This window comes from Cohnella soli (assembly GCF_042655525.1).
Classification (GTDB): domain Bacteria; phylum Bacillota; class Bacilli; order Paenibacillales; family Paenibacillaceae; genus Cohnella; species Cohnella soli.
This window is the reverse complement of sequence record NZ_JBHSMI010000030.1, coordinates 54,044-76,967: the sequence shown is the minus strand read 5'-3', so window position 1 is coordinate 76,967 and position 22,924 is coordinate 54,044. Positions and strand designations below refer to the sequence as shown.

13 protein-coding genes are annotated in these 22,924 nt (G+C 46.0%); all 13 read right to left on the bottom strand.

The annotated features are described in order from the left end of the window. Window positions 1–366: 366 nt before the first annotated feature. Window positions 367–1,011 (bottom strand): hypothetical protein, encoded by a 645-nt coding sequence (locus tag ACFPOF_RS23500; protein WP_378137257.1) that lies wholly within the window; start codon window positions 1,009–1,011, stop codon window positions 367–369. Window positions 1,012–1,020: 9 nt separating this feature from the next. Continuing rightward, window positions 1,021–7,524, bottom strand: a complete 6,504-nt coding sequence (locus tag ACFPOF_RS23495; RefSeq protein ID WP_378137255.1) for a S8 family serine peptidase — start codon at window positions 7,522–7,524, stop codon at window positions 1,021–1,023. 167 nt (window positions 7,525–7,691) lie between these two features. Further along, entirely contained in the window at window positions 7,692–11,009 is a 3,318-nt protein-coding gene (locus tag ACFPOF_RS23490; RefSeq protein WP_378137253.1) for an RCC1-like domain-containing protein, read from the bottom strand. A gap of 196 nt (window positions 11,010–11,205) precedes the next feature. Beyond that, on the bottom strand, window positions 11,206–11,646 hold the full coding sequence (locus ACFPOF_RS23485) for an RCC1 domain-containing protein (RefSeq protein ID WP_378137251.1): 441 nt from the start codon (window positions 11,644–11,646) through the stop codon (window positions 11,206–11,208). Between the two features lie 43 nt (window positions 11,647–11,689). Further along, window positions 11,690–11,839, bottom strand: a complete 150-nt coding sequence (locus tag ACFPOF_RS23480) for a hypothetical protein (protein WP_378137249.1) — start codon at window positions 11,837–11,839, stop codon at window positions 11,690–11,692. Between the two features lie 379 nt (window positions 11,840–12,218). Further along, complete coding sequence (locus tag ACFPOF_RS23470) at window positions 12,219–12,785, bottom strand: cadherin repeat domain-containing protein (protein ID WP_378137247.1); 567 nt, start codon at window positions 12,783–12,785, stop codon at window positions 12,219–12,221. A gap of 118 nt (window positions 12,786–12,903) precedes the next feature. Next, the gene (locus tag ACFPOF_RS23465) at window positions 12,904–13,134 is read right to left on the bottom strand and encodes a hypothetical protein (RefSeq protein WP_378137245.1); all 231 of its coding nucleotides are present in this window, start codon (window positions 13,132–13,134) and stop codon (window positions 12,904–12,906) included. 260 nt (window positions 13,135–13,394) lie between these two features. Further along, a complete protein-coding gene (locus ACFPOF_RS23460; protein WP_378137243.1) occupies window positions 13,395–14,336 on the bottom strand; it encodes a FecR domain-containing protein in 942 nt (313 codons plus the stop codon). A gap of 290 nt (window positions 14,337–14,626) precedes the next feature. Next, window positions 14,627–16,204 (bottom strand): stalk domain-containing protein, encoded by a 1,578-nt coding sequence (locus ACFPOF_RS23455; protein WP_378137241.1) that lies wholly within the window; start codon window positions 16,202–16,204, stop codon window positions 14,627–14,629. Between the two features lie 22 nt (window positions 16,205–16,226). Further along, window positions 16,227–19,196: a FecR domain-containing protein gene (locus tag ACFPOF_RS23450; protein ID WP_378137239.1), complete on the bottom strand. Its 2,970-nt coding sequence runs from the start codon at window positions 19,194–19,196 to the stop codon at window positions 16,227–16,229. 39 nt (window positions 19,197–19,235) lie between these two features. Continuing rightward, complete coding sequence (locus ACFPOF_RS23445; RefSeq protein ID WP_378137237.1) at window positions 19,236–21,062, bottom strand: CHASE2 domain-containing protein; 1,827 nt, start codon at window positions 21,060–21,062, stop codon at window positions 19,236–19,238. Between the two features lie 186 nt (window positions 21,063–21,248). Next, window positions 21,249–21,485, bottom strand: coding sequence for a ferredoxin (locus ACFPOF_RS23440; RefSeq protein ID WP_378137235.1), 237 nt, complete (start codon window positions 21,483–21,485; stop codon window positions 21,249–21,251). Between the two features lie 127 nt (window positions 21,486–21,612). Then, window positions 21,613–22,917 carry a DNA polymerase IV gene (locus tag ACFPOF_RS23435; RefSeq protein ID WP_378137233.1) on the bottom strand — a complete coding sequence of 435 codons (1,305 nt, stop codon included), beginning with the start codon at window positions 22,915–22,917 and terminating at the stop codon, window positions 21,613–21,615. Window positions 22,918–22,924: the final 7 nt, after the last annotated feature.

The following is a 22,924-nucleotide window of genomic DNA, read 5'->3' as shown; positions in this document are numbered from 1 at the left end:
CCGCAAGGCTGCGGTTTAGGTTTTGCTGGCCCGGCGACAGCCGCGCCGTTCACCCAAACCTGATGGAAACAAACGGCTTGCCCGCTGTTGATTCGTAGGCCGCAGGGTGGCTTACAACCTTTCTATACATTTAAGACAGTTAACCTGTCCAACGATAGTGAAAGGCTTCAAGCCACTCCTGCAGGAAATTAACTTATGGGCAAGCCGTTTGCTTCAGATAGAAGATTAGTTCTTTATGTTGCCGAAGATGTCTTTACAGTATCCCTGTACGAAAGAAAATTATCTAATTTCGAATCTCAACTCGTTTCTTAGTGTTTGAGCAAAAGAAATCACATGGAGTTGTTACACACAAATATGGTAATACTCTCACTCCAATCGTTGGGATGTCCCTGATGCAATGTCAATATCAAATTTCATTTCTGGAATTCCAAGCTCTTTTGTAGTAAATAGAGTGTAATGATTTAGAACTTCAGACGCCTCTAACCACACCCAATTGTTAACTTTTTTCGTTCCAATGCCTGCGATCCTGTCTGTTGGAATGTCAACTGGAATGGTTTTCACTTCCTTCGTGGTAACGCTTTTTACTAGCAGCCTCGCCCAGCTGTTTTTTTGAAACAAATTAATTAGCTCAATTCGATACTCATATTTGTTATCCAAAGTGTATTTTATTGAATCGCTTGTAACTTTTTCAGATAACCAACCCTCCGTATGGACACTTTTGATTAGAACTGCTGAAAGTGCAAAAAGTATTAATATTCCTGAATACAGACCTACATTCATTCCTCCACCAGTTGGAATCCATCCCTTAAATAGCAAACGAATAGATAGTACTGTAATAACAAAAGTGGGAATTCCTACAAAAACCAAAGTAACCGAAGACACTAAATCTAAAGAGCGCTGAAAATTTGCGGTCGCTCCCAATATAAACCACAATAAAGAAAATAAACTAAATAGAGATGCGAACGACCAGATAACCTTTAACCAAATTTGCACCCGCATTCCCCATTTCATATGATTACATCACCTGTTTTTAAGCCTAGGTTCAATATACTTCTGCCAAACTTTTATATTACTATGCATAATTGAATGGCTGTCAATTGGTCTTAACCTTATTTTACGCCAAAAAGATATGTCTACTTTTACATTTTCAGCTCCTTCAAACTTTCTTCCTGCTTTCCCCCCATTCAAAAGGCTTCCCCCGCTAACTTGAACGCCATCACCAATATTATAAAGTTGTATATGTTGGCCAACTTCTGTTTCCAACTGATACTCTCTCACAGGTGTTGCTATCGTGATTAAGGTCTCAACTCTCATGCCTTTCTCTGCTAAAAGATTGGCCAACATAATGGCTACATTTCCACCGTGACTGTGACCAATTAATCTAATGGGATCGTCTGGATGTTCTTTGTGCCATGTATAGACAATGTCAACAAAAGCTTTAGCAGCATTTTCTCGGGCATCAGTCGAATTACCTCCACTCCAGTTTAATTTTTCACTAGGTTCATCAAACAGCTTTTCAACATATTTTACAAATTCAGGAGTCCAAGTATCTCCATCGGACCAAGTACCATGGATTAGCCATTCTTTATGGCCACTCGGATCAGTATAAATCAATGGATTATTAGACACATACGTATAAAGATTCAACGTCAGCGGATTATCAATCTGCCCCTTATACGTATCCTCGTTAATGAACCTCCCCATACTTGGGTCATACCAACGCGTTCGGAGATATTGGAGATTCGTCGAATCATCCCAGTACTCACCTGCGTAGCGGAAAGGATTACTTACTGTTTCCGACTTCGTCAGGATATTGCCCCAGATGTCATAGGCGTAGCTGTTGATAAGAATACCTAAATCATCCCGAAGCTCCGTTATATCTCCATGGCCGTTGCTAACATAGTAACTCTTATGATCCTCATCATCTTCACGCATGACGAGTCCTAAACCGTACAGGTAACTTGCTTTTTGAGTGACTTGTTGATTCGACCCAACTTCTCCTTCAGCAATAATTGAACTGCCATCGTAATAGTAACGGGTTGTTACGCCATTTTCTTTACGACCGATCATAAGATCGTCGCCGTTATACACGTACTCTACTTCTTTTCCATCTTCCGTATTCGCCTTTATCAAACGATTCCACTGATCATACTCGTAGGACACTTGAGACGGATCATGTATGGTGCTATCTGTCGTAACAGAAGCTCGATTGCCCCGCTTATCATACGTGTAGGTCTCGTTGTATTGCGAGGAAGTGCTAATCCGATTCATCGCATCGTAGGTGAAGCTTTGGGAGGAAGACGTTCCTCCTGATACAGACTTCTCAATTGTTGCAATGTTCTGATTACCGTCATAACTGTAAGTTAGTTTGTCCAGCTCGTTCACTCCACGCTGGTGTGTAAACGTCCACAACCGTTTGGCATCATCATAGCCATACTTTGTCGTGATGCCATTAGCCTGTTGGATGGAGGACAACGGACCATTTGGTTCATACGTATAACTTGCCTGCTGTGTGCCATTCCACTTCACCGTCTGCAGACGATTCAGATCATCGTAGACATAGTCCGTAATATCACCAAATGGCGTTGTCATCTGGGTTCGCTTACCTGCGGCATCGTAGACATATTGAATTGACTTGTCATCTGGGTACGTAACCTGAGTTAGCTCTCCAGTAACAGGATCGTAGGAATAGGACGTCTCCTGGTTCCCATTATCCGTCATCGTTGCACGTTGACCGTTTGCTAAATACGAATAAGAGATCGATCCTGTCGGCCCACTTCTCGACAGCATATGATTCTGCGAATCATAGACGTACGTAAATAACTGGCCTTTTCGATCCTTATACGTGCTTACATTGTCATTGCCATCATACGTGTAGTATTCGCTTTGCCCCATTGCATCTACAGTACGCGTCACTCGGCCAAGCTGATCGTAGAACTTCAACGATACATTCTCGTCTGGATACACCGTTGCCGTTTGTTGCCCCTGGCGATTGTACTCATAGCTGTACGGTTGCAAATCCGCACCAATGGCTTTGACTAGTTGGTCCTCAACATCGTATTGGTACTGTGTAATCATGTTACCAGCTTGTACGGACAACAATCGATTGGCATTATCGTATGTGCCTGTCCAGATCGCATGGTACCCGCCGTTCATTTGCTGCTCTTGCTTGATTGTCCGGCCATATTGATCTTGTGTCGCCCGCATCACTCTTCCTTCTGTATCGGTTGTGACGACTGTTTTGGCAATATCATTAAACACAGTAGTGGATAGAACCATCCCTGACTGGGTGGTCGCGGTCACACGATTCCATTTGTCATACTCGTTTACGGTACGATGTGGAATAGCATCTTCCTGCCATATTGCACGCGCATAGGCATCATATCCCGTTTTGACTTTCGCTTTCTTATTGCTATTTTCAATAAACCCAGATTCGGAAGGTAAACCAAGCGCGTTCCATTTTGCATACGTGATTATACCCGTTTCATTTGTTTGTTGAACCTCATTCTGGCTATCCATGATGTTCGTCGAAACGATGCTGTTATTTGGCAAGTTAATCTGAATGACCCTGCCTAACGCATCGTAGCTGTACGAGGTGGTATGACCATTGCCATCGGTGAAACTGGCCATCTGCCCTGTCGCCCCATTGTACGTTGCAGAGATTTTTTGCACCCCTGCAACTCCGTACGCATCAATATATGGGCGAGAGACTTCGGTCGGATATGCATACTGATAATCACCGCTATACGTGATTTGCGTATCCAGATTGCGATCCGCTTCTTTGTTGCGAACAAGCGTAATGTTCCCATGCGTGTCATAAGCGAGTTGGACATGCTTCAACACTGTGCCTGCAGCTTTGCCACTTCTTAGCTTGCTTTCAGTAATATCGCCTTGCGCATTACGCGAAAGAATTTCCATATAACGCACTTGACCACCAGCTACAGGCTCCGTAGAAGTAACCAGACGATGAGTAACCGGATCTACTGTATTCGTTGTCGTTATGCCTTGTGGCGTTGTTGAGGTCAAAATATTGCCAAAATCGTCATAGGTCTGTGAAGTCGTAACCGGTGATGTCGTTACCGACGATGTCAAATTCTTCGTATAACTTGTCACGCTTAACGGCTGTACTCGACGCTTTACTTGATCATACGTATACGTCGTGAATTGACCGATCTGACCATCATTTTGCTGGCTCTCGGTTTGGTAATACACATTACCGATATTGCTATCGATGTAGTCTTTTAAGTACGTGACTTTCGTTTCCAGCAAACCATCGATCAATGTCGTGAAGAACGTCGTATCACTGCCATAGGAAGCCCCCATATCACCGGAGTACACGACAGACGAATAATTAAAATCCTTCGTTGTTCCATCGCTGTATGTCTCGACATCTTTACGCGAAGCTAGTCGATAGACCTGATTCACTTGATTATAACCGATATAACGAGTTACCGGCGTAGTTTCATACGCATACTCCGTCCTTGCACCCGTTGGATGCGTCACTTTCGTCAGTAACGCATAAGGGTTGCTTTGAGTCGGCGATGTGTCTATAAGGCTAAAATTTGCTTGCTTAATGTCATAGCTGTATGTTGTTATACGGTTCATCGGATCTTTAACCTGCGCAAGCAATTCCTTGCCGTTGGACGTTGTCTTTGAATATGTGACAGTACGACCGCCCGCAGTTAATACCACTTGATTTCCAGAGTATTGGATAGTAAGAATATTGCCTGCTGCATCCGTTACCGATGCCAAAACTTCGCCATATGGGGAGACACTCGAGTACGCAAACTTGGTCATATTGTCATAACCATCTTTGATCGCGATAATGTTCCCTGCAGAATCAAAATATTGGTTGAGACCCAGAGTGGATTTCAGTGCATAAGTCGATATTTTCCCGTTATAGGACACGCTGTTATCTGAAACAAATGAAAGGTCGGACCACGAGTAGTTTTTGAGCTGGCTGCCGCTAACTTCGTACAGACTGCCGTCAGTCAAACCTACATACGTTCTTCCACTATCGAACTTTAAGTAAGGAACATTCCATCTCCATCCTTTACCGATCGGGAATCTATTCTCCATGACGTCGGTTTTGGTCGTGTTGTAAGAGGACCAGCTTGTTGGAACTTGATATTCATCACTCACATCTGAATATGATATTTGATATTGGTAGTATCCCGACGCATTACTTCCTCCTGTTCCGCTCGAATTTTCATACCCGTGTCGCATGCTAAATTGCTTAAGCTTGATATCCGTATAGTTGGAAGATGGGCCATAATAAGAAGGCGTCGAAAACCCAGTCCATTCAGAATAAGTTGTCGAATATGAAGATGAGCTATAGGTATAATCTACAACATACATGCGATTGGGCTCATAACTATCACAAGTATGAACAGTCACTGACGGAATCCCCGGCGGATTATTCATCGCATAATTAAGTGCCTGCATCGTGGAGTACGTTCCACCATCTACTGTTTTGTTTCCATATGAACCTGTCCAAATGACACCACCTGTCGGTACGCCATTAGTACATGCATACTTTTTAGTCGTTCCTGAATAGATCCGACTAAGATTGTAACTTTCCGATCTTTCTCTAAAGGTTAAAATGTAGTCGAATTTATAGCCATAGGATACATTATATCCTGCATCCATGTCATACAGTTGTGAATTACCGCTATCATAAGAGCGTCCCAGTGTGAAAGAAAGTCCACTTCTACCTGGCAGCGTCAGATCATCCTCACTGATAGACACGGACCCCGATAGCATAGAAACGGTTTCATTATGAAGACTAACCTGATAGGGCGCCTCGCTGTTACGAGAGATCGGTTTAATAATTTCCTCAGGCTCCGGAAGCGTTTGAATCTTTACTTCTTTACTAGCTTCTAGTTTGTCTTTTAATTCTTCCGCTGGTTGTAGCTTCAACCTATCTTTTTGTGTATTTTCGGGCAATGTAACCACAGGATATTCAGAAACATCAAACTGAATATGTTCACCGATATCCGAAGCCACTTCACTTTGAGCGTCTAAGGACTTGTTGATGGGCTCAACTGGCACAATCTCATCAAGTTGAGCAGTTCTTCTACGTTGTTGGGGCCCCCCCGCATTTTCTCTCGCTTCCCATTGAGAATAAAAAATCTCTTGGGCAGTAAGTCCTTTGTCCAATTGTTCCTGCACCCATTGTTCGTCCAACCCAAACTCAGCGACAAGCTCTGCTTTACCGAGCTTCGCTTTATCAGCTTCGATCTGTGCACGTTCAGGTGCTAACGAACGCTCTAATTCGATTCTCCCTTGCTCAGCTTCAAGACGCAGCCGTCCAACTTCCTCCGGACTATCGGAGAGACTTTCACCTACGAGGAGCTTTTGCAAATGCTCTAAAGCCGTACCTTGATCGAGAGTCTCTGCCTCCATCTCTTTTTTCTCAGGAACTTCTTCCACTTGCTCATCAGGAGGTACAGTTTCGGCAAGGGGAGATTTCACCTTACCATAGCCATATTCAGCTACAGGTCCAAGAGGTTGAGCCGAATTCCTTAACTGCTCCCTCACTGCCTCTGCCGACAGTGTTGGAAAAGCTGCCATGACATTAGCAGCGATCGCAACGACTTGTGAAACTGCAGCTGATGTCCCGTTAATTTGCAAAGGCTTTCCGTTCTTGCCAATGCCATCGATTCCAGTTCCCAATGCCATCAATTGAAGTTCTGTTCCTTGGTTAGAGTTCGGAAGCCTTACATCTTGTTTATCCAACGCCCCAACGGCTATGACAGAGTTGAACTTCGCGGGATAATCGATTTCCAGCGCGCTGCGGTTTCCAGCCGCCGCAACAAGCAAAATGCCGTTCTGCTCAGCCAAAGTCACAGCTTCGGCAAGCGCCCGTGAATATGTCTGGCCCCCAAAGCTCATTTGAACAATATCCATTTTATTGCTGATTGCCCATTCTATCGCTTCGATGACTTTGCTATAAGAGCCTTTTCCATCCTTATCTAAGACTTCAAGGTCGTATAGCTCGGCATTTGGCGAAGTATGGTTGACAATGCTGGCAATGTAGGTGCCATGATTGTTGTCGTCGCCATGAAGTGCTCCATTTTCAGTAAATGAAGAGCCACCTTTGACATTCGAAACATAATCAGAAGCGATGCCCGTATCGATAATGGCTATTTTGACCGACTTTGCTTCCGCCGTTTCCTTAACGGCCCTGTTTTGGTCAATTGGCGTAATTGATTCTGGCAGGGCCGCACTAGGTGCAGCTTTACCCGAAATGGACACCTCTGAATCCGCTTCAATGTATTCGATATTCTGATCTTCCATCAATGCCAACAGTTCGGCACTTGTTAATTTTGCTTTGACTAACGGTAGAAATTGATAGCTGTGTGACAATTTACTACCTAGTGACTGCACACCTGACTGGATATCCTTATACTTAATTAAATAACCGCTTGAAGACTCTACTTCTTTCGCAGACGCAGTCATCGGGATGCTCGTCCAAGCTAGAATCATTATTAAAAACAGGCTAAATGTACGATTATAGCGCAAGAGGTCTCCTCATTTCGATAATAGAGTTGGTAAACATTCAGCATCAAATTTCTTTTTTAGAATATTTGAAATTTATCCATAATGCATTACTACGACCCGGTTATCACTTTCAAATAGATCACTGTAATAAACAGTGTTTAATTGGCAATGCTTATTCATAACCCTTATTAAACGACTCTAAATAACTCTCCAATTTTCAGCGGCCTTAACTGCATACTTAGGGTTCCCTCACCTAATTGCCCTGAATCCCCGTAGCCCCATAAGCTGATTTTCCGGTTCGAGCTTATGGTGATACCGATCGAGCTACCTGCCACCGCGAATTGTGCATCTCTGAGTGCTGAAATTTGTGTAGGCAGCATCCTATACCAAGCTTTCTCACCAAGCCGGATCCATCCCCACTCCCAGACTGTACCATCTTGTTTGATCGCGATATTGTACCATCCACCTGCTGATACTGTTTTCACATCACTGATTCCTAATACTTGAATAGGTACCAATTTACTATCTCTCGTCTCGTCACCAAGTTGATAGTAATTGTTATCTCCCCATGCCCAGACCGAACCATCAAACTTGGTTGCAATGCTATGAGAATCTCCTACATTTACAGCTTTCACATTACCCAGGCCTATGATTTGAATTGGGACTGTTCGCTGAGTTGTCGTCCCATCGCCTAATTGACCGTTACCATTGTTGCCCCAACTCCACACTGTACCATCCGATTTGACTGCGATACTATGTGAAGCACCTGCTGCTACTGCCACAACATTGCTTATATTAATTTGAACTGGGGTTGCTCGCTGTGTTGTTGTCCCGTCTCCTAATTGACCGTTACCATTGTTGCCCCAACTCCACACTGTACCATCCGATTTGACTGCGATACTATGTGAAGCACCTGCTGCTACTGCCACAACATTGCTTATATTAATTTGAACTGGGGTTGCTCGCTGTGTTGTTGTCCCGTCTCCTAATTGACCATTACCATTGTTGCCCCAACTCCACACTGTACCATCTGATTTGATCACAATATTGTGTGTAACGCCTGTTGCTAGTGCCACGACATCGGATATATTGATTTGAGCAGGCGTTGTTCGCTGCACTGTTGTCTCGGCTCCTAGTTGACCGTTGCCATTACTCCCCCAGGTCCATACAGTCCCATCATATTTTACAGCGACGTTATGATTTGAACCGGCTCCCACCATTGCAACATTCCCTATGTCATTTAATTGAATAGGAGATCTAAGAGTTTTTATTTCACCGGCTCCAATTTGGCCGTTTATGTTGCTCCCCCATATCCTAACTATGCCTCCCTGATTAATATAAATACTGTTATATCCCCCCCCATCTACCAAAGTTGCACTATCTAGACCAATTACTTGAGTAGGGGTTGTTCGTTGTGACACCGTCCCATCTCCGAGTTGACCGAAATCGTTGTTCCCCCAAGTCCACACGGTACCATCCTGTTTAATCGCCATACTATGCGAAGCTCCAACTGCTATCTTTGAAACATTACTTAGAAGAGTTATTTGAACAGGAGTCCTTCGACTCGATGTAGTAGCATCTCCGAGCTGACCAAAGGAGTTATTTCCCCATGCCCACACAGTGCCATTAGATTTAAGTACAATACTGTGGGCGCCACCAGCAGCAACTGCTACAACATCACTTAAGCCCGTAACCTGTGCGGGGGCACTCCGATAAAATACATTCGTCCCATCTCCAAGTTGGCCATTGTCATTTCCTCCCCAAGTCCATACAGTTCCATCTTGTTTAACTGCAATACTAAATGTAATTCCAGCTGCAACGGCTTTTACATTATTTAGACCGCTGATCTTAACAGGCGTAGTCCGTCTTATTGATGTTCCGTCCCCAGTATATCCTCCCTCTCCCCATGCCCACACTGTACCATCCTGTTTAACGGCAATACTTTGAAGAAGTCCTGCCGCTACTGCTACAACTCCATTCAAATTTTTTACTTGTACGGGTTTGTTTTGATCAACTGTTGTCCCATCTCCAAGTTGTCCAGTGTCATTTCTCCCCCATGACCATACCGTACCATTTTGCTTAATGACTAGATTGTGTGTAGCACCAGCTACTACAGTAACAACATCACTCAGACCAGCAACTTGCACGGGAGTTGATCGTTGTGTCCTCGTCCCATCCCCAAGCTGCCCATTACTGTTTTTCCCCCATGTCCAAACTGTACCATTTTGTTTGACCGCAATTATATGCGAGTCACCAGCAGACAATTCCACAAAATCAGCAAATCCTGTAACCTGAACGGGAGCTGTTTTATCTAACTTTGATCCGTCCCCAAGCTGCCCGTTGCTATTATTCCCCCAAGACCAAACTGAACCGTCTTGCTTAGCAACAGTACTGTGAGAATCTCCTGCCGTTATGGCCAAGATATTGGAAATACTAGAAATCTGAATTGGTGTTGTCCGCAGAGTCATTGTTCCGTCTCCAAGTTGGCCTTTGCTATTATCTCCCCACGTCCATAACGTTCCATCTTGCTTAACTGCCATGCTATGTCCCCCACCTGCTGCTATTGAAACTACATTGTTTAAACCAGTAATTTTAATAGGCTTCACTCGTTGTGACATCGTTCCATCTCCGAGTTGTCCGTAATTGTTACTTCCCCACGCCCATACAGTACCATCTCTTTTGATCGCCAGACTGTGAACACCACCAGCAGCTATCGACAAAACATTATCTAAACTAGACACCTGAACAGGGGTTATTCGTTGTGTACTCGTTCCATCACCAAGTTGCCCACTGGCATTGTCCCCCCATGCCCACACCGTGCCGTGCTTATCAATTACAATACTATGAGAGTTCCCCGCAGCCACAGCAATTACATTGCTCAGGTTAGCAACTTGGATAGCTATTGTTCGTTGAATCAAGGTACCGTCTCCAAGTTGACCATTTGCATTATCACCCCAAGCCCATACTGTACCATCTCGACTAAGTGCAATATTGTGTGAGTTGCCCACTACTATCGAGATAATATTTCTTAATCCGAGAACTTGAACAGGATCCATTCTTGTAGCTATTGTTCCGTCTCCTAATTGGCCCTTGTCATTTCCTCCCCATGCCCAAACCGTACCATCTTTCTTTAGCGCAACGCTATGTGAACTCCCTGAAGCCACCGCCACAACATTATTTAAGCTAATAAGCCGCATTGGAGATGTTTGAGTCAACGTGGTCCCGTTTCCCAATTTTCCATTTGCGCTACTTCCCCAAGCCCAGACTGTTCCATCTTGCTTTGTTACTAACGTATGTGTGAATCCAGCGTCAATCATAACCTTGTTTAACTGTATTTTATTAACCATATTTCCGTTACCATCAAAATAACCATTAATATCATTGATATCTCTCAATTGGTTATTCTCGTCATACTTATAGTACAGAGTTTGAGCAGTTACTGTGCTACTGGTTAACACTAATGACAAAATCATCAATACCAATACTTTATAAACTTTTGCTCCCACACGACTCGACATCCTTCCGTCATTTTTTCTTTTCTTATCATATATAATTATCCAAACAGTCCGCCAAATCCTCAATTGAAGACGGATACGCTTCAAACAAATTGATCCGATTTTCTATTGCAATAGGTTGAGCGCTTTATTTGTTTGAATTGGAGTCATCTGAATCTGGAAAAAGCCTTGTCCTAATTGCCCTGAACTACCTCCCCCCCATTGTAATTTGCACAGGCCTGGTTCGTTGCGTTGTCGTTCCATCACCAAGTTGACCATAATAATTATACCCCCACGCCCATACAGTGCCGTCTTGTTTGACCGCAACGCTGTAAGCCGCGGCTATTGCCGCCACATTGCTTAGACCTGTAACCTGGATAGGACTTGTCTGGCTTGTCGTGGTTCCGTCTCCGAGTTGACCATATCCGTTAGAACCCCATGCCCAGACTGTACCGTCCTGTTTAATGGCCAGACTATGAGTATCCCTAGCCGCTACCCCTAGCACATTGCTTAGACCTGTAAGCTGAACAGGTCTCGTCCGCTGCGTTATTGTTCCGTCTCCGAGTTGGCCACTATTGTTATAGCCCCACGACCATACCGTGCCATCCTGTTTGACGGCCAGACTATGGGAACCACTTGCTGAGATCATGAATGTACGATCTGATCTTCGATCAACCGTATTGCCATTTTCGTCAAAGATGATTCATTACCATTGTCGGATAATTGATTTGCCTCAACTGATTGTTGTCATCATACTGATAGTAAAACGACTTAGCCGTCACCGCGTTAACGAAAACCATACTGATCACAAACATGAGAAGAACAAATCTAAACGTTTTCATAATCAAATGACTCCGCTTCCTTTCGTCACAATTTTCCAATTCCACATTAGGATAATCGAAATCATTATAGTAAACAATACCATATTTGATTGTCATATGTGTATTCTTGTCGAAACATGACATATTATGAGCAAACAGTTGAAGCATGGGGTGAAGACTGCCTCAAGCACATCTTTAATATGCTCGGAACGAAAGCGGTTGAGAGTACGGAAATGCGGTCGTTGTCTACCACCTAACTGGATAAACATGACGTTTTCGCAATCGGCTTTGGCGATCTGGCGGAAGGATTTAACCCGTCAGACGCAAAACCGCCTCTTCTCCGTTATGAAGAAGTGGCGGTTCTATATCAATTCGTACGTTACCTCAATTCAATTCATTTCTATACTGGGTCTGGAAGATTGTAAATTAATATCGTGAAGGCTTGTTCGAAGGTGAACACGAACCGATCGCTCACCCTAATTCGAACGTTGTAGCTTGACTTGGATTCATAGTCGAAACTTTGTAGTGTGCGGAGCTGATCGCCCACAATTTCGAAAAATGCATTATCGGTGCTCCCTGAGCCCTCGACCAATGAAAGAGTGAAGCTTTCGCCTATATCATAATCCGTTGCCGTTAAAGTAGCGACAACAGTACCGGGGGCCTGATTTTCCGCGACGCTTGGGAATGAAGGCCCAATAGCAACTGGATCTTGATTATAGATTCCTCGAGTAATACGGACGGTATACACCATTGTTGAAAGCCCATCCGTGGCCGTCACCTTGACAATAATATCAGTCTGGCGATGCTCCTCCTTTAAGGACACTGTGTAGTCCCCGTCTGCCCCCATCGTACATATCATCGTAAGACAAGTTTGAGGACTAATAAGGTTAATGACCTCGATTTTACTTCCTGCTTTCGTCGCCGCAGGTTTAAGCTTTACAGAGTCGGTTCCTCCAGAGACGCTCATTTCGACGGTCATGCTTGGACTAGTAATAATTGTCGGACTTGGCTCTGATGACGAAGTTATGGCTATCTCCCTTAAGGTTGTGTCATTCGATATCCGATCGATGATCAGCGTATACGTTCTAGTTCGTTACTCGATCCGCCGACTTAACATTAAAAGTGAATGTCGTCGCTCCCGCATTCAAAGCCAGATTTGTCACCTTTTTTAACGGGAGCACAACGCCGTCGAATTCGACTTCCGCAGCCTCATCGCTAGTCGTAGCTAGAATGGAAACTTTCTGAATCGAGGTGCTCGCCACTGCAATATAAGTGTCAGCAGGATATCCCGCAGCCGTTGCCGGAATGATCGTCATGTTAGGCGCGGGCGAGGCTCCATCAAATCCTTCAATCGTAAAGCCCAGTAATGCCGCGTCACTCGAAGGACTTCCGCTCGGAGACTCGCTTGGGCTGCCGCTTGGAGACTCGCTTGGACTTCCGCTCGGAATTGGAGAATTCGACGAGCCGGGAGAACTCGTTGATCCTGCTGTAGTGCCGTTCGACTCTTGCTCTCTTTTTCTTTTCTCTTCCTCGAACCTTTGTCGTACTGCTTCTTCCAGACCGGTCTCGTATTGCTCTATTGCCCGTTTGTTTTTCTCCAGCAGTTCTTTGCGTTTGGCTTTCTCTCGCTCCTCACGCTCTTTCCCGAGTTGCTCGGCAAGCCATTGTTCGCGCTCCCTCGTTCTTGCTCCAGACGTTCTTCCGCTCGTTTTCGCGCTTCCTCGTCCTTCTTACGCTGCTCTTCCTTAACACGCTTTTCTTCTTCGGTTAACATTATCGACTTCTTAGTCAAATCGATCTCGACGCCAGCTTGCTCGCGAACAGCATTCAAAATCTCGTTTATCCTTGATTGTGAAATTAGCCCCTCGCTCAAAGCTTGATCGGTGATGGCACCGAGGATGTTTTCCACGTTCGTTTTCACGCGGGTTTTCTCGCTCTGGTTGTCTTGCGGGGCAAGTTGAACCAAATACTGATTCATTTTGCGGTCGTTCTCGATCTGAATTTCTCCGGCCGCTTCCATGATCGCTTGAGCAATCCGACCGTCAGACTGCTTCAGCAGCCGTGTGACATCGACGGAAGCAATCGTCACTTGCGATAGGTCTTTGCCGTCATTCACGACCAACGCGCTCTGCGTCGGATACACGTCTTTTTCGTCTGGATTGTCGGCATCGGTCGTTCGCGTATTCACGATACCCGCGGCGACGGTTAAATGCGTTGCTCCCGAGATCGGATCGACAGTAACGAGCAAGTGTGTCCCCCGAACACCCATGATGGCGGTCGGCGTCTCAAGCGAAAATGCGTCGTCCTTGTTCGTGATCGACTTTACTTCTACCCAAGCCGAGCCATTAAACATACTTACTTTCGTTATCGTCCCTTTTCGATTAGACAGCTTGGAAAAAGAGAGCGTTGACCCGGCGGTTACTGTCATTCGATCATCCTCAGCTGAGCCATTGGCGAAGGCCAATACGGCCGATCCGTTCGATCCAACGGTCAGAATATCCCCTTCGTTCAGGCTCATTTTTGCGAACGCTGTAAACTCCTTGGAGCCGCCCACCTTCTTTACTTTGACACTGCCTTTAAGTTCTTTGATAACTCTACCCGCGAGGACGCAGCCAATGCGTGCTTGCTAATGCTCCCGAATGTAGGAACAAAAATGATAAGAAAAGCCAAAAAGTAGCACAACCATTTTCTCATTAAGGTGTCTCCTACCCCAATTGCGAGGTTTTCAGTCTGATTTTACCCATCACAAATCAAGCCGGTGACCTCATGGACAGAATCGGCTTAATTGTGATGTTATGAGATTGTCAATTAGAATGTCCTATCACGAATGACGACGATTTGTGCTGCCGAATCCCATTGAATGTCCAAGTTCTCTTCCGTAGCGAAGAAACGAACGGGAATAAACATCCGATTATTCACGATAAGGCTTGGTGCGTTCAATGTTAATTGCTCGCTTTTGCCTTTGAGCGTTTTAGTTACCGTCTTCGTGTTTGGCCCTATTACATAAGTGAGTTCGCCCTTCGTCAAAATGGCGGATTTCGATTTTGGGTCGTAATCGACCGTGTAACCAAGCGCCGTTCCGACGGCGTTTACAGGCAGCAGCACCGAATTGGACTTCATTTGGGCTGGGACATCGGAGACGACACGTTTGCCTCGCAGCAACGTCTGAATGCCTTTGTCCGTCGGTAGGTCGGTCGGCTTCGTATACGACTGCAGCACGCGTACTTTATTTCCTTGCTCATCGACGATGACGAGACGTCCGTCGGACAGAACAGCTACATCCGTCGGATGGTTAAATTGTGCGGATCCCGCTACCCCGTCGATGCTTCCCGGGTCTTTCGTAATGCCAGCAACCGTAGATACTTTGCCATTTTTAATCGAACGAATCACGTGGTTTAAGCTGTCTGCTACGATCAGTGTGCCATCGGCAGCAATGGTTAACCCTTCCGGCGAAGCAAAACGGGACTGCTGCGCATCGCCGTCCACAAATCCACCCTCAACGTAGATCGCATCTTTCGCAAGCTCTCCGCTACCGGCGACCGTTGTCACTTTGTTTGCATTGAAGTCGATATAGCGAATGCGACAATTACCACGATCGCTGACATACAGATTGCCTTTGTTGTCGATCGCAAGAGCGCTAGGTTCGTTAAACTTCGCCGAAGCGATCGCACCGTCCGCGAAATCGCCTACGTAATCTACCGCTCCCGGGTGATACTCCACAATTCTCGTTGACGGCGCTGTCAACGTTGTGACCGTGCCATCCGGGCTGATTTTCCGGATGACGTTGTTCAGTGTATCGGCGACGTACACTTTGCCTGCGGCATCAACAGCAACGTCAGACGGTTCGAAGAAAGTTGCCTTTTGGCCAACTCCATCGCTCGCCCCGATCAACCCGTTACCCGCGAGCGTCGTTACTTTACCGTCTTTGGACACTTTGCGGATCGCATTATTTTTCGAATCAGCTACGTACACATTACCTTGAGCGTCGACTGCAAGCCCAAGAGGTTGCTCGAACGCTGCATGCGCCAGCTCGTCGTCGTTATAACCGCCTGTCGGCAAGTTCGATTCGTCTACGCCTACGATCTGTCCAGCATAAGCTGACACTTCACTGGCACTCACTTTACGAAGCAATTGGTTGGACGAGTCGGAAATCAGCAATTGCCCATTCGGCATTACAACAACCGAATGCGGATGGAAAAAAGTCGCTTCGCTTGTCTTCCCGTCCGTGTGGCCGAGATCGGACTTCCCTGCCCATGTGTGTACTTCGTACAGCTTGGCGGATTGGGTCCAGTCAACGTTAGGGGCTGCAGTAGCGAGATTTGGGATGGAAGCAAAGATAGCTATCCCAGCTATCAATAACGTGCACTTTCTTGTAAATCCTCTCATCGAATGGTCTCCTTTCATCTTGTTACGATGGCAACGTATTGTAGTTAATTGTTAATGTAATAACTTCATCCAAGTTGTGATTAATCGGATTCTCAATGGAGATTTCGAACTTATTTACACCAAGCACCAGGCTAAGATCGTAGGCATTTTCGGAATCTGATGCTCCATTAATTACAGTTCCGTTTGATATCCTTTTAACAGTGACAAATTTTTTGGATGTGCCTAGCGTCACTCTAGCGGTCGGCGAATAAGTTGTCGCGTTAATCGAAGCATTTAGTTCGTCGTAGGGAACAGATTCATTATTCAATTTCAACAACTCTATCTGACTTTGATTCCCCTGCTTAATAATGAGATCATATTTTTTAGTGACATTGCCGAGCGAGGTTTTAAGCGTGAATAAGTTGAGTCCAGCTTGAAGTCCGCTTAAAGTGTAATTTCCTTCCACACCAGTAAGAAGATGATCTGACGACCCAGAATAAACTTCAACTGTGGCTCCTAGTTTCCCCTGGATATAAGTCGAAACCGACGACCCTTCTGCCTCAACATAGTACCCTGGCTGACCAGAAAGTTTAGTCCAATAATTGGAATTTAATTCATAATCATCTAAGTACCACTTTGCTACCCCATTCGGCAACCGAGTTACGGCAAGGTTATAGTAAAGGTATCCATATTCCGGGTCTGCCGGATTCATCATGACAATATACAATGATGCGTTGCCATCTGGTAACGATATATCTATGCTACCGTCAGGATTAGGATAAACGCTCGAATCCATGTAGCCGACTGATTTAATTCTTAAAATGGTGTCATCCTTAGGCGTCAACGTAACGCTACTTGCGCCCTCTTCGACATAAGCTACAAGTTGATCGTCACCCTCGTTGTACATATAATTTTCATAGGGCACTTCATTATTTAAGTTATCCTGAATGTTGAAAGGCCTCGAAGTCTCAACCTCAGCCATGCCGTTTTTCACCCAAAGCTTCATTGTTTGAATGGCTGTCGAACCATTAAATAACGTTAACTGGAATGGGAGAAGTCCTTCCGTAAGTCCGTCAACCGTTTTTGTGACATCGCTTCCGTTCCAAGTGATCGTCTTCTCGTAGAATGCATCCTCTCCTGAATCCCATGCCTCATAAGTCAGCTTCGCATTCGTTGCTCCGTCACCTAACTTAAGGGTCATATCAAAAGAAGCAAAACGAACGCTATCTTCGATGTTGTTCAAGTCTGCAAAGTAAGTATTGGGCCCAACCCACTCCCAAGATAACTGTTGCGGTGCCTCGTTGCTATCCAAAGCAGACAAGCTCCACTCGGTCAATCCATCTGGAACCGCGCTCCTGTTAACAGTAATTACATACGAAGTAATTCCACTAGACTGACTATCGCTAGGTCCTGAAGATCCCGAAGACATCATATTAATTCTTATGGTCGTTGTTTCTCCATAGGGCATTTCATAAACATATCCAGACAAGCTTGGGTTATAGTAAACTGGGCAATAAAAAGGTCCGTCACAAGAATATTGAACCGATGCAATTGATTGCGACGAGTTCGTATTATTTTTGATAAGAATATTCGCTGTGTTAAGTCCGACTTCATAGGTTAAGGTGGACGACGACCCTAACGGTGTCGTTTGTTTCGTCCAAACTTGCGTCCCTATCCCATTAAAGTACAACTCAAACGGACTTGTATCAACTACAACCGGCCCACCACCCGACACCGGAGGCGGCGTAGCGGATTGCGTTTGCTGCGCCAGTTCTTGCTCACGCAACTTGCTTTCTTCTTCAAACTTCTTCCGCTGCACTTCGGCAAGCTGCTTCTCGTATTCTTCCTTCGCTTTCTTTTTCTTTTCTTCTTCAATGGCTTTGTTTGCTTTTTCCTGAGCCTCTTTTTGTTCAACCAACTTCTTCAGTAGTTCATCTTGCTTTTGTTTTAGCGCATCCTGTTCTTTCTTAGCCTTATCTTCCAGTTCCTTTTGTTTTTTTAATGCTTCAAGCTGCTTTAACTTCTCTGCATCCGATAACTTCGGATCTACAACTTTACTTAAATCTATTTTATTCGTCACAGTCTTGTTGACTTCATCAATCAGCTTCTGTAGATCGTTCCCTTGGAATTTGTTCATATCTCTCGCTTGTTTCGCCAAATTGCCAACGAGATCAAACAAGAGCTGCTCGATACGATCAAGGTCAGCTTGTGTATGATAATCGTAATTCAAAGTTTCCGGCGGCTTGCCTCCGAGCTCGTTCAGTAATTGCTGCTGTTTCTTGATAAACTCTTCGTTTTCTTTATCGATCGCTTCTTTGGACTTAATGAATTGCTCAATTACTTTCTGCGAAGCATTTTTCACGAAATTCTCGAGGCTCATTATTGAAATGTCGTCCTGCGGATTGGGCGGGATCGCCCCGGGAACCATCGTAATTTGTTGGCCTGGATAGATGTAGAATGGAGCCGGAGCCGGAAAGTCGCCCGCCGGCTTTGAGAGAATTTGTCCAAACCCGGAAGCGATGAAAAATTGAGACGTCCCCGTTAGTGAACTGACGCTAGCTAGAAGGTTTGTGCCGCGAACGCCCATGATTGCCGTAGGCGTCTCGAGAGTGAATTCATCGTCTTTGTTTTTGATCGACTTGACGGTCGACCATACAGTTCCTTTTAACATACTGACCTTCGTCGTCGTTCCTTTGCTATCGGACAGCTTGGAAAACGTTAGGGTCGTATTCGCCGAAGCGGACATCAGATCGTCTTCGGACGTACCGTTCGCAAATTGCAGAACAGCCGAGCCGTTACTGCCAACAGCCAGAATATCCCCTTCGTTCAAGCTCATTTTCTTAAATGCAGTGAACTCCTTGGAGCCTCCTGCTTTCTTCACTTTCACCGTACCCGTCAGTTCTTTGATGACGGCCACGCGCGACGTTGCCGCGGACGATTCGTTCGCGAATGCGCCAAGCAACGGCAGCAAAGCGAGCAGCAACGCCATCAATCGAATTGTCGTCTTCTTCATCACAACTCTCTCCTTTTGTTCTCACAAAATAGAATAGATTTATTCCAAAGTGCCAAGCACTTCATACACGCGAATCGGATGGGATTTGCCTTTGAACATCCGGTCTTCTCCTTCATCGAAACGGAAAAAGTCTTTTGTTTTCTCGTACACTTGCTCAGACACGTGAACTTGTCCTTTTTTCGTCTGCGATTCGATCCGGGCCGCGATATTTACGTTGTCTCCGATTGCCGTATAGTCGACACGCAAATAAGAACCGATGTTGCCGACGACGACATTACCGGTATGGATACCGATGCCAACGTTAACCTCGCATTGGTATTTCTCGAGAATCTGATCGCGAATCTTGTTCATGCCTTGCTGAATTTCGTAAGCAGTCTTGACCGCCTTCCGTTCATGCTCGTCAACGTCAAGAGGGGCGTTAAACAGGATCATTGCTGCATCCCCGATGAACTTATCAATGGTTCCTTCGTTGCTCAGCGTCGTCTCGGTAATCATGTTAAACATCGTGTTGAGCGTATCGACAAGTTCCGGCGGCGTCAGCTTCTCCGACAGCGGCGTAAATCCTCGAATATCGAGGAACAAAATCGTAATCATCTTCAAGTCGCCGCCGAGTTTGATGTCGATATCCTGCGAGACTATCTGCTTAACAAGATCGGGCGAAATATAACGACCGAACTGCCTCGTCACGAAACTCTTCTGTGCGCTATCCAAGTATGACTTAAGCGAGACGTTCGCCAAGTAGGCCAGTATCATCGCAAGCAGCATATACACGACGTTGACGTGTGTTGCTGTTGCAGCGTATACCGCAAACTGCGCATAGAGTACACCAGCGGAGACAACCAGGAAAATCAAGATCGAATATATGTTTTTTAATCTCCATGGAAGGAAAATAAATAATCCGAACAATAACGCCGCAATCGCCAGTTCCACGGCATTCGGGACATACGATACCGAAGTCCCTTTCAGCAGTTGGTTCGCGATATTCGCATGCACGTATACGAGCTTTACGTTCTTCTCGATCGGTGTCGCTGCCGTGTCCTGACCGCCGTCGCTGGATAGGCCAACCGCAGAGAAGCCAACGAAGACGATCGCATCCTTAAACCAATCTGCCGGGATGTCGCCATTCAGCACATCTACAAACGAGAATGTCGTAAAATCGTCCACGACCAACTGGTAGTCGATCGTGATCGTGTTTTTGGCGACGTTTTCCATTGTTTTCTTCGGATCGGTCATTCCATCGTATTTGCTCAGATCTGCTCCCGCCATCTCAACTGCCTTGTAGGCGAGAGAAGGTATGACTTCTCCGTCCGGTCCCTGGATTTTCAACCACGTCTGACGAATGACCCCATCCGGACTCGAGACACGATTAATATGGGCATGCTGGACGAGATCAGAGAACTCTTCGTAAGGCTTCAGCACGCTTTGTGCCTGTATAAGCCGATCACGCTTGGCGATGGAAGTATTGAATACATCTCCCATTATGCCGACATCCGGCAAAATCACGTTCTTGTACTGTGCAAGCGCCTCCGCGAATGCCATATCATCATCCGGGCTCTCGCTCGCTTCGCTGAACACGATATCGAAAGCGATCGCTTTCGGTTCGTTGCCCGGTTGATTTAGATTCGCCAAGAACGGAGCGTATACTGCACGACTCCACGGAAACCTTCCGAGCTCTTTTAATGAAGCATCATCGATTGTAACGACGATGATTTTCGTATTTTCCAAATTCCCGGCGTTCTGTTTCATCGAATAATCGAATAGAAGATTGTCGATCCTCTGAAGACTGTCTCCTCGATAAAGGAAGTAAACGACAACCAACAGGAGCGCGTTAAGCACAATCGCGATTCTCTTCATTCTTTCTTTCAAGGATGATCCGCCCGCCTTATGTAAATGATTCCATGATGGTTCTATTATAGCTTAGGACTTATGGTTTTTGTTGTATTTTGTCAAAATCATGACTTTCATGACTCGGGTCACAATTCACACAATGAAAAAAGCCCTTTCCTAGTCGAATTGACCTAGAAAAGAGCTTTTCGCGAGCCGTTGCCATCATTACATATTAAATGCCGAGTCCGCGATCTTGATGGAATCCGTCGGGCAGCCATCGGAAGCGTCTTGGAGATCGTCGTACAGATCTTCTGGGATTTCCGTATTGCCGTGGTTACCATCGTTCTGGTAGATGACTTCTGCCAAACCTTCGTCATCGTAATCGTAAATGTCAGGGGCCGTTGCTCCGCAAGCTCCGCAAGCGATACACGTGTCTTTATCTACGTAAGTGTACTTAGCCATGAATTACCCTCCAATATATACTCCGAGTTGTAAACAATAGTAGTCCACTACTGTTCAATATAATACAAAACCCAGTGAAGATCAAACGAAAAAACACGACGGATTCTGTGTCAGAAGCTTCTCCCTGTTATTCTTCCGAATTCGGCGGTTCCCTGAGGAAATCCGTTTGCAGAGATGTACCCCTCAGCTTCTTATTACGAATGAGTGAGGACGGGTCGTCTCCCAACATGCCTGCAGTGAGAATCGCGCTTTCGCCGTACTTATCCCTTAGAATATCCATGGCTGCCGTCAAACGATCCTTTTTTGGGCTCTCTTCGTATGAAAACAAATCGAGTTGGAACGGCGTATCGCTCTTGGGTGTCAGTCCCTGCAACGTGATGCCGAGCAACCGGACCGGACTCCTTTCCTTCCAATGGGTATCCATCAGCCTGCACGCGACGCGGTACACATCGTCGAGCAATTCGGTTGGCCCTTCCATCGTCGACGAGCGGGTAATCGTCTTCATGTCCGGATCACGAATCGTGATCTGTACAGTGACGCATACCATTTTCGAATGCCTCAACCGCCGTGTCGTCTGGTCAGCCAAATTCAGCAACACGCGTCGGAACTGCTCCCGTGTCGTTAAATCCGCCGGCAGTGTCGTCGTGTGGCCGATTGATTTCGGCGCTTCGTGAAGCGGCTGCACGGGAGAATCGTCGATGCCGTGCGCGGCACGCTTCATCCATCCGCCGTAGACGCCGAAACGATCTAGCAGCAAACTTTCGTCCGCCGCCGCCAATTCCCCGATCGTATTGATGTTTAGCCTGGTGAGCTTACCTGCCGACCGGTAGCCGATGCCGAACAAATTCTGGCATGGTTTATCCCACAACAGCCTCGGCACATCACGGCGCCTCAGAATCGTTATGGCATCTGGCTTGCGCATGTCCGACGCCATCTTCGCAAGCAGCTTGTTCGGGGCGATGCCGATCGAACATGGCAGGTTCAGTTCTTCTTTCACACGGCGTGCGATCGTTTCCGCGATTTGTACCGGCGTTCCGAACTGGGAACTGCCCGTAATGTCCAAATAACATTCGTCGATGGACACAGCTTCTAGGAGCGGCGTGTAGTTACCCGCGATTTTCATAAAACCTCGGCTGTATTTGCGATACAAATCAAAATCAGGGCGGATTAATATCAGTTCTGGGCAAACGGCTAGCGCCTGCTTGACCGTCGCTCCCGTCTTAACCCCGTGTGCTCTCGCTTCATACGAGCTCGTCACTACAATGCCTTTGCGAAGCTCCACGCTTCCCGCTACCGCCGTCGGCTTGCCTCGATAAATCTCGGGCTGCTCCGCCGCGTGAACGGAACAATAAAAGGCGTTCATATCGATGTGCAAAATGACTCTGGCCTTGTTCTCGCTCACGCGCTCGCCTCCCCTGCTACTCCAATTCATTATAACG

Bases quoted from the DNA above. Each gene is read 5' to 3' on its own strand.
- ACFPOF_RS23500 (WP_378137257.1), bottom strand. From the start codon at position 1,011: ATGAAATGGGGAATGCGGGTGCAAATTTGGTTAAAGGTTATCTGGTCG.
- ACFPOF_RS23485 (WP_378137251.1), bottom strand. From the start codon at position 11,646: ATGATCTCAGCAAGTGGTTCCCATAGTCTGGCCGTCAAACAGGATGGC.
- ACFPOF_RS23480 (WP_378137249.1), bottom strand. From the start codon at position 11,839: ATGAAAACGTTTAGATTTGTTCTTCTCATGTTTGTGATCAGTATGGTT.
- ACFPOF_RS23470 (WP_378137247.1), bottom strand. From the start codon at position 12,785: ATGAGCGTCTCTGGAGGAACCGACTCTGTAAAGCTTAAACCTGCGGCG.
- ACFPOF_RS23465 (WP_378137245.1), bottom strand. From the start codon at position 13,134: ATGACGATCATTCCGGCAACGGCTGCGGGATATCCTGCTGACACTTAT.
- ACFPOF_RS23460 (WP_378137243.1), bottom strand. From the start codon at position 14,336: ATGAGCCTGAACGAAGGGGATATTCTGACCGTTGGATCGAACGGATCG.
- ACFPOF_RS23455 (WP_378137241.1), bottom strand. From the start codon at position 16,204: ATGAGAGGATTTACAAGAAAGTGCACGTTATTGATAGCTGGGATAGCT.
- ACFPOF_RS23450 (WP_378137239.1), bottom strand. From the start codon at position 19,196: ATGAAGAAGACGACAATTCGATTGATGGCGTTGCTGCTCGCTTTGCTG.
- ACFPOF_RS23440 (WP_378137235.1), bottom strand. From the start codon at position 21,485: ATGGCTAAGTACACTTACGTAGATAAAGACACGTGTATCGCTTGCGGA.
- ACFPOF_RS23435 (WP_378137233.1), bottom strand. From the start codon at position 22,917: ATGAATTGGAGTAGCAGGGGAGGCGAGCGCGTGAGCGAGAACAAGGCC.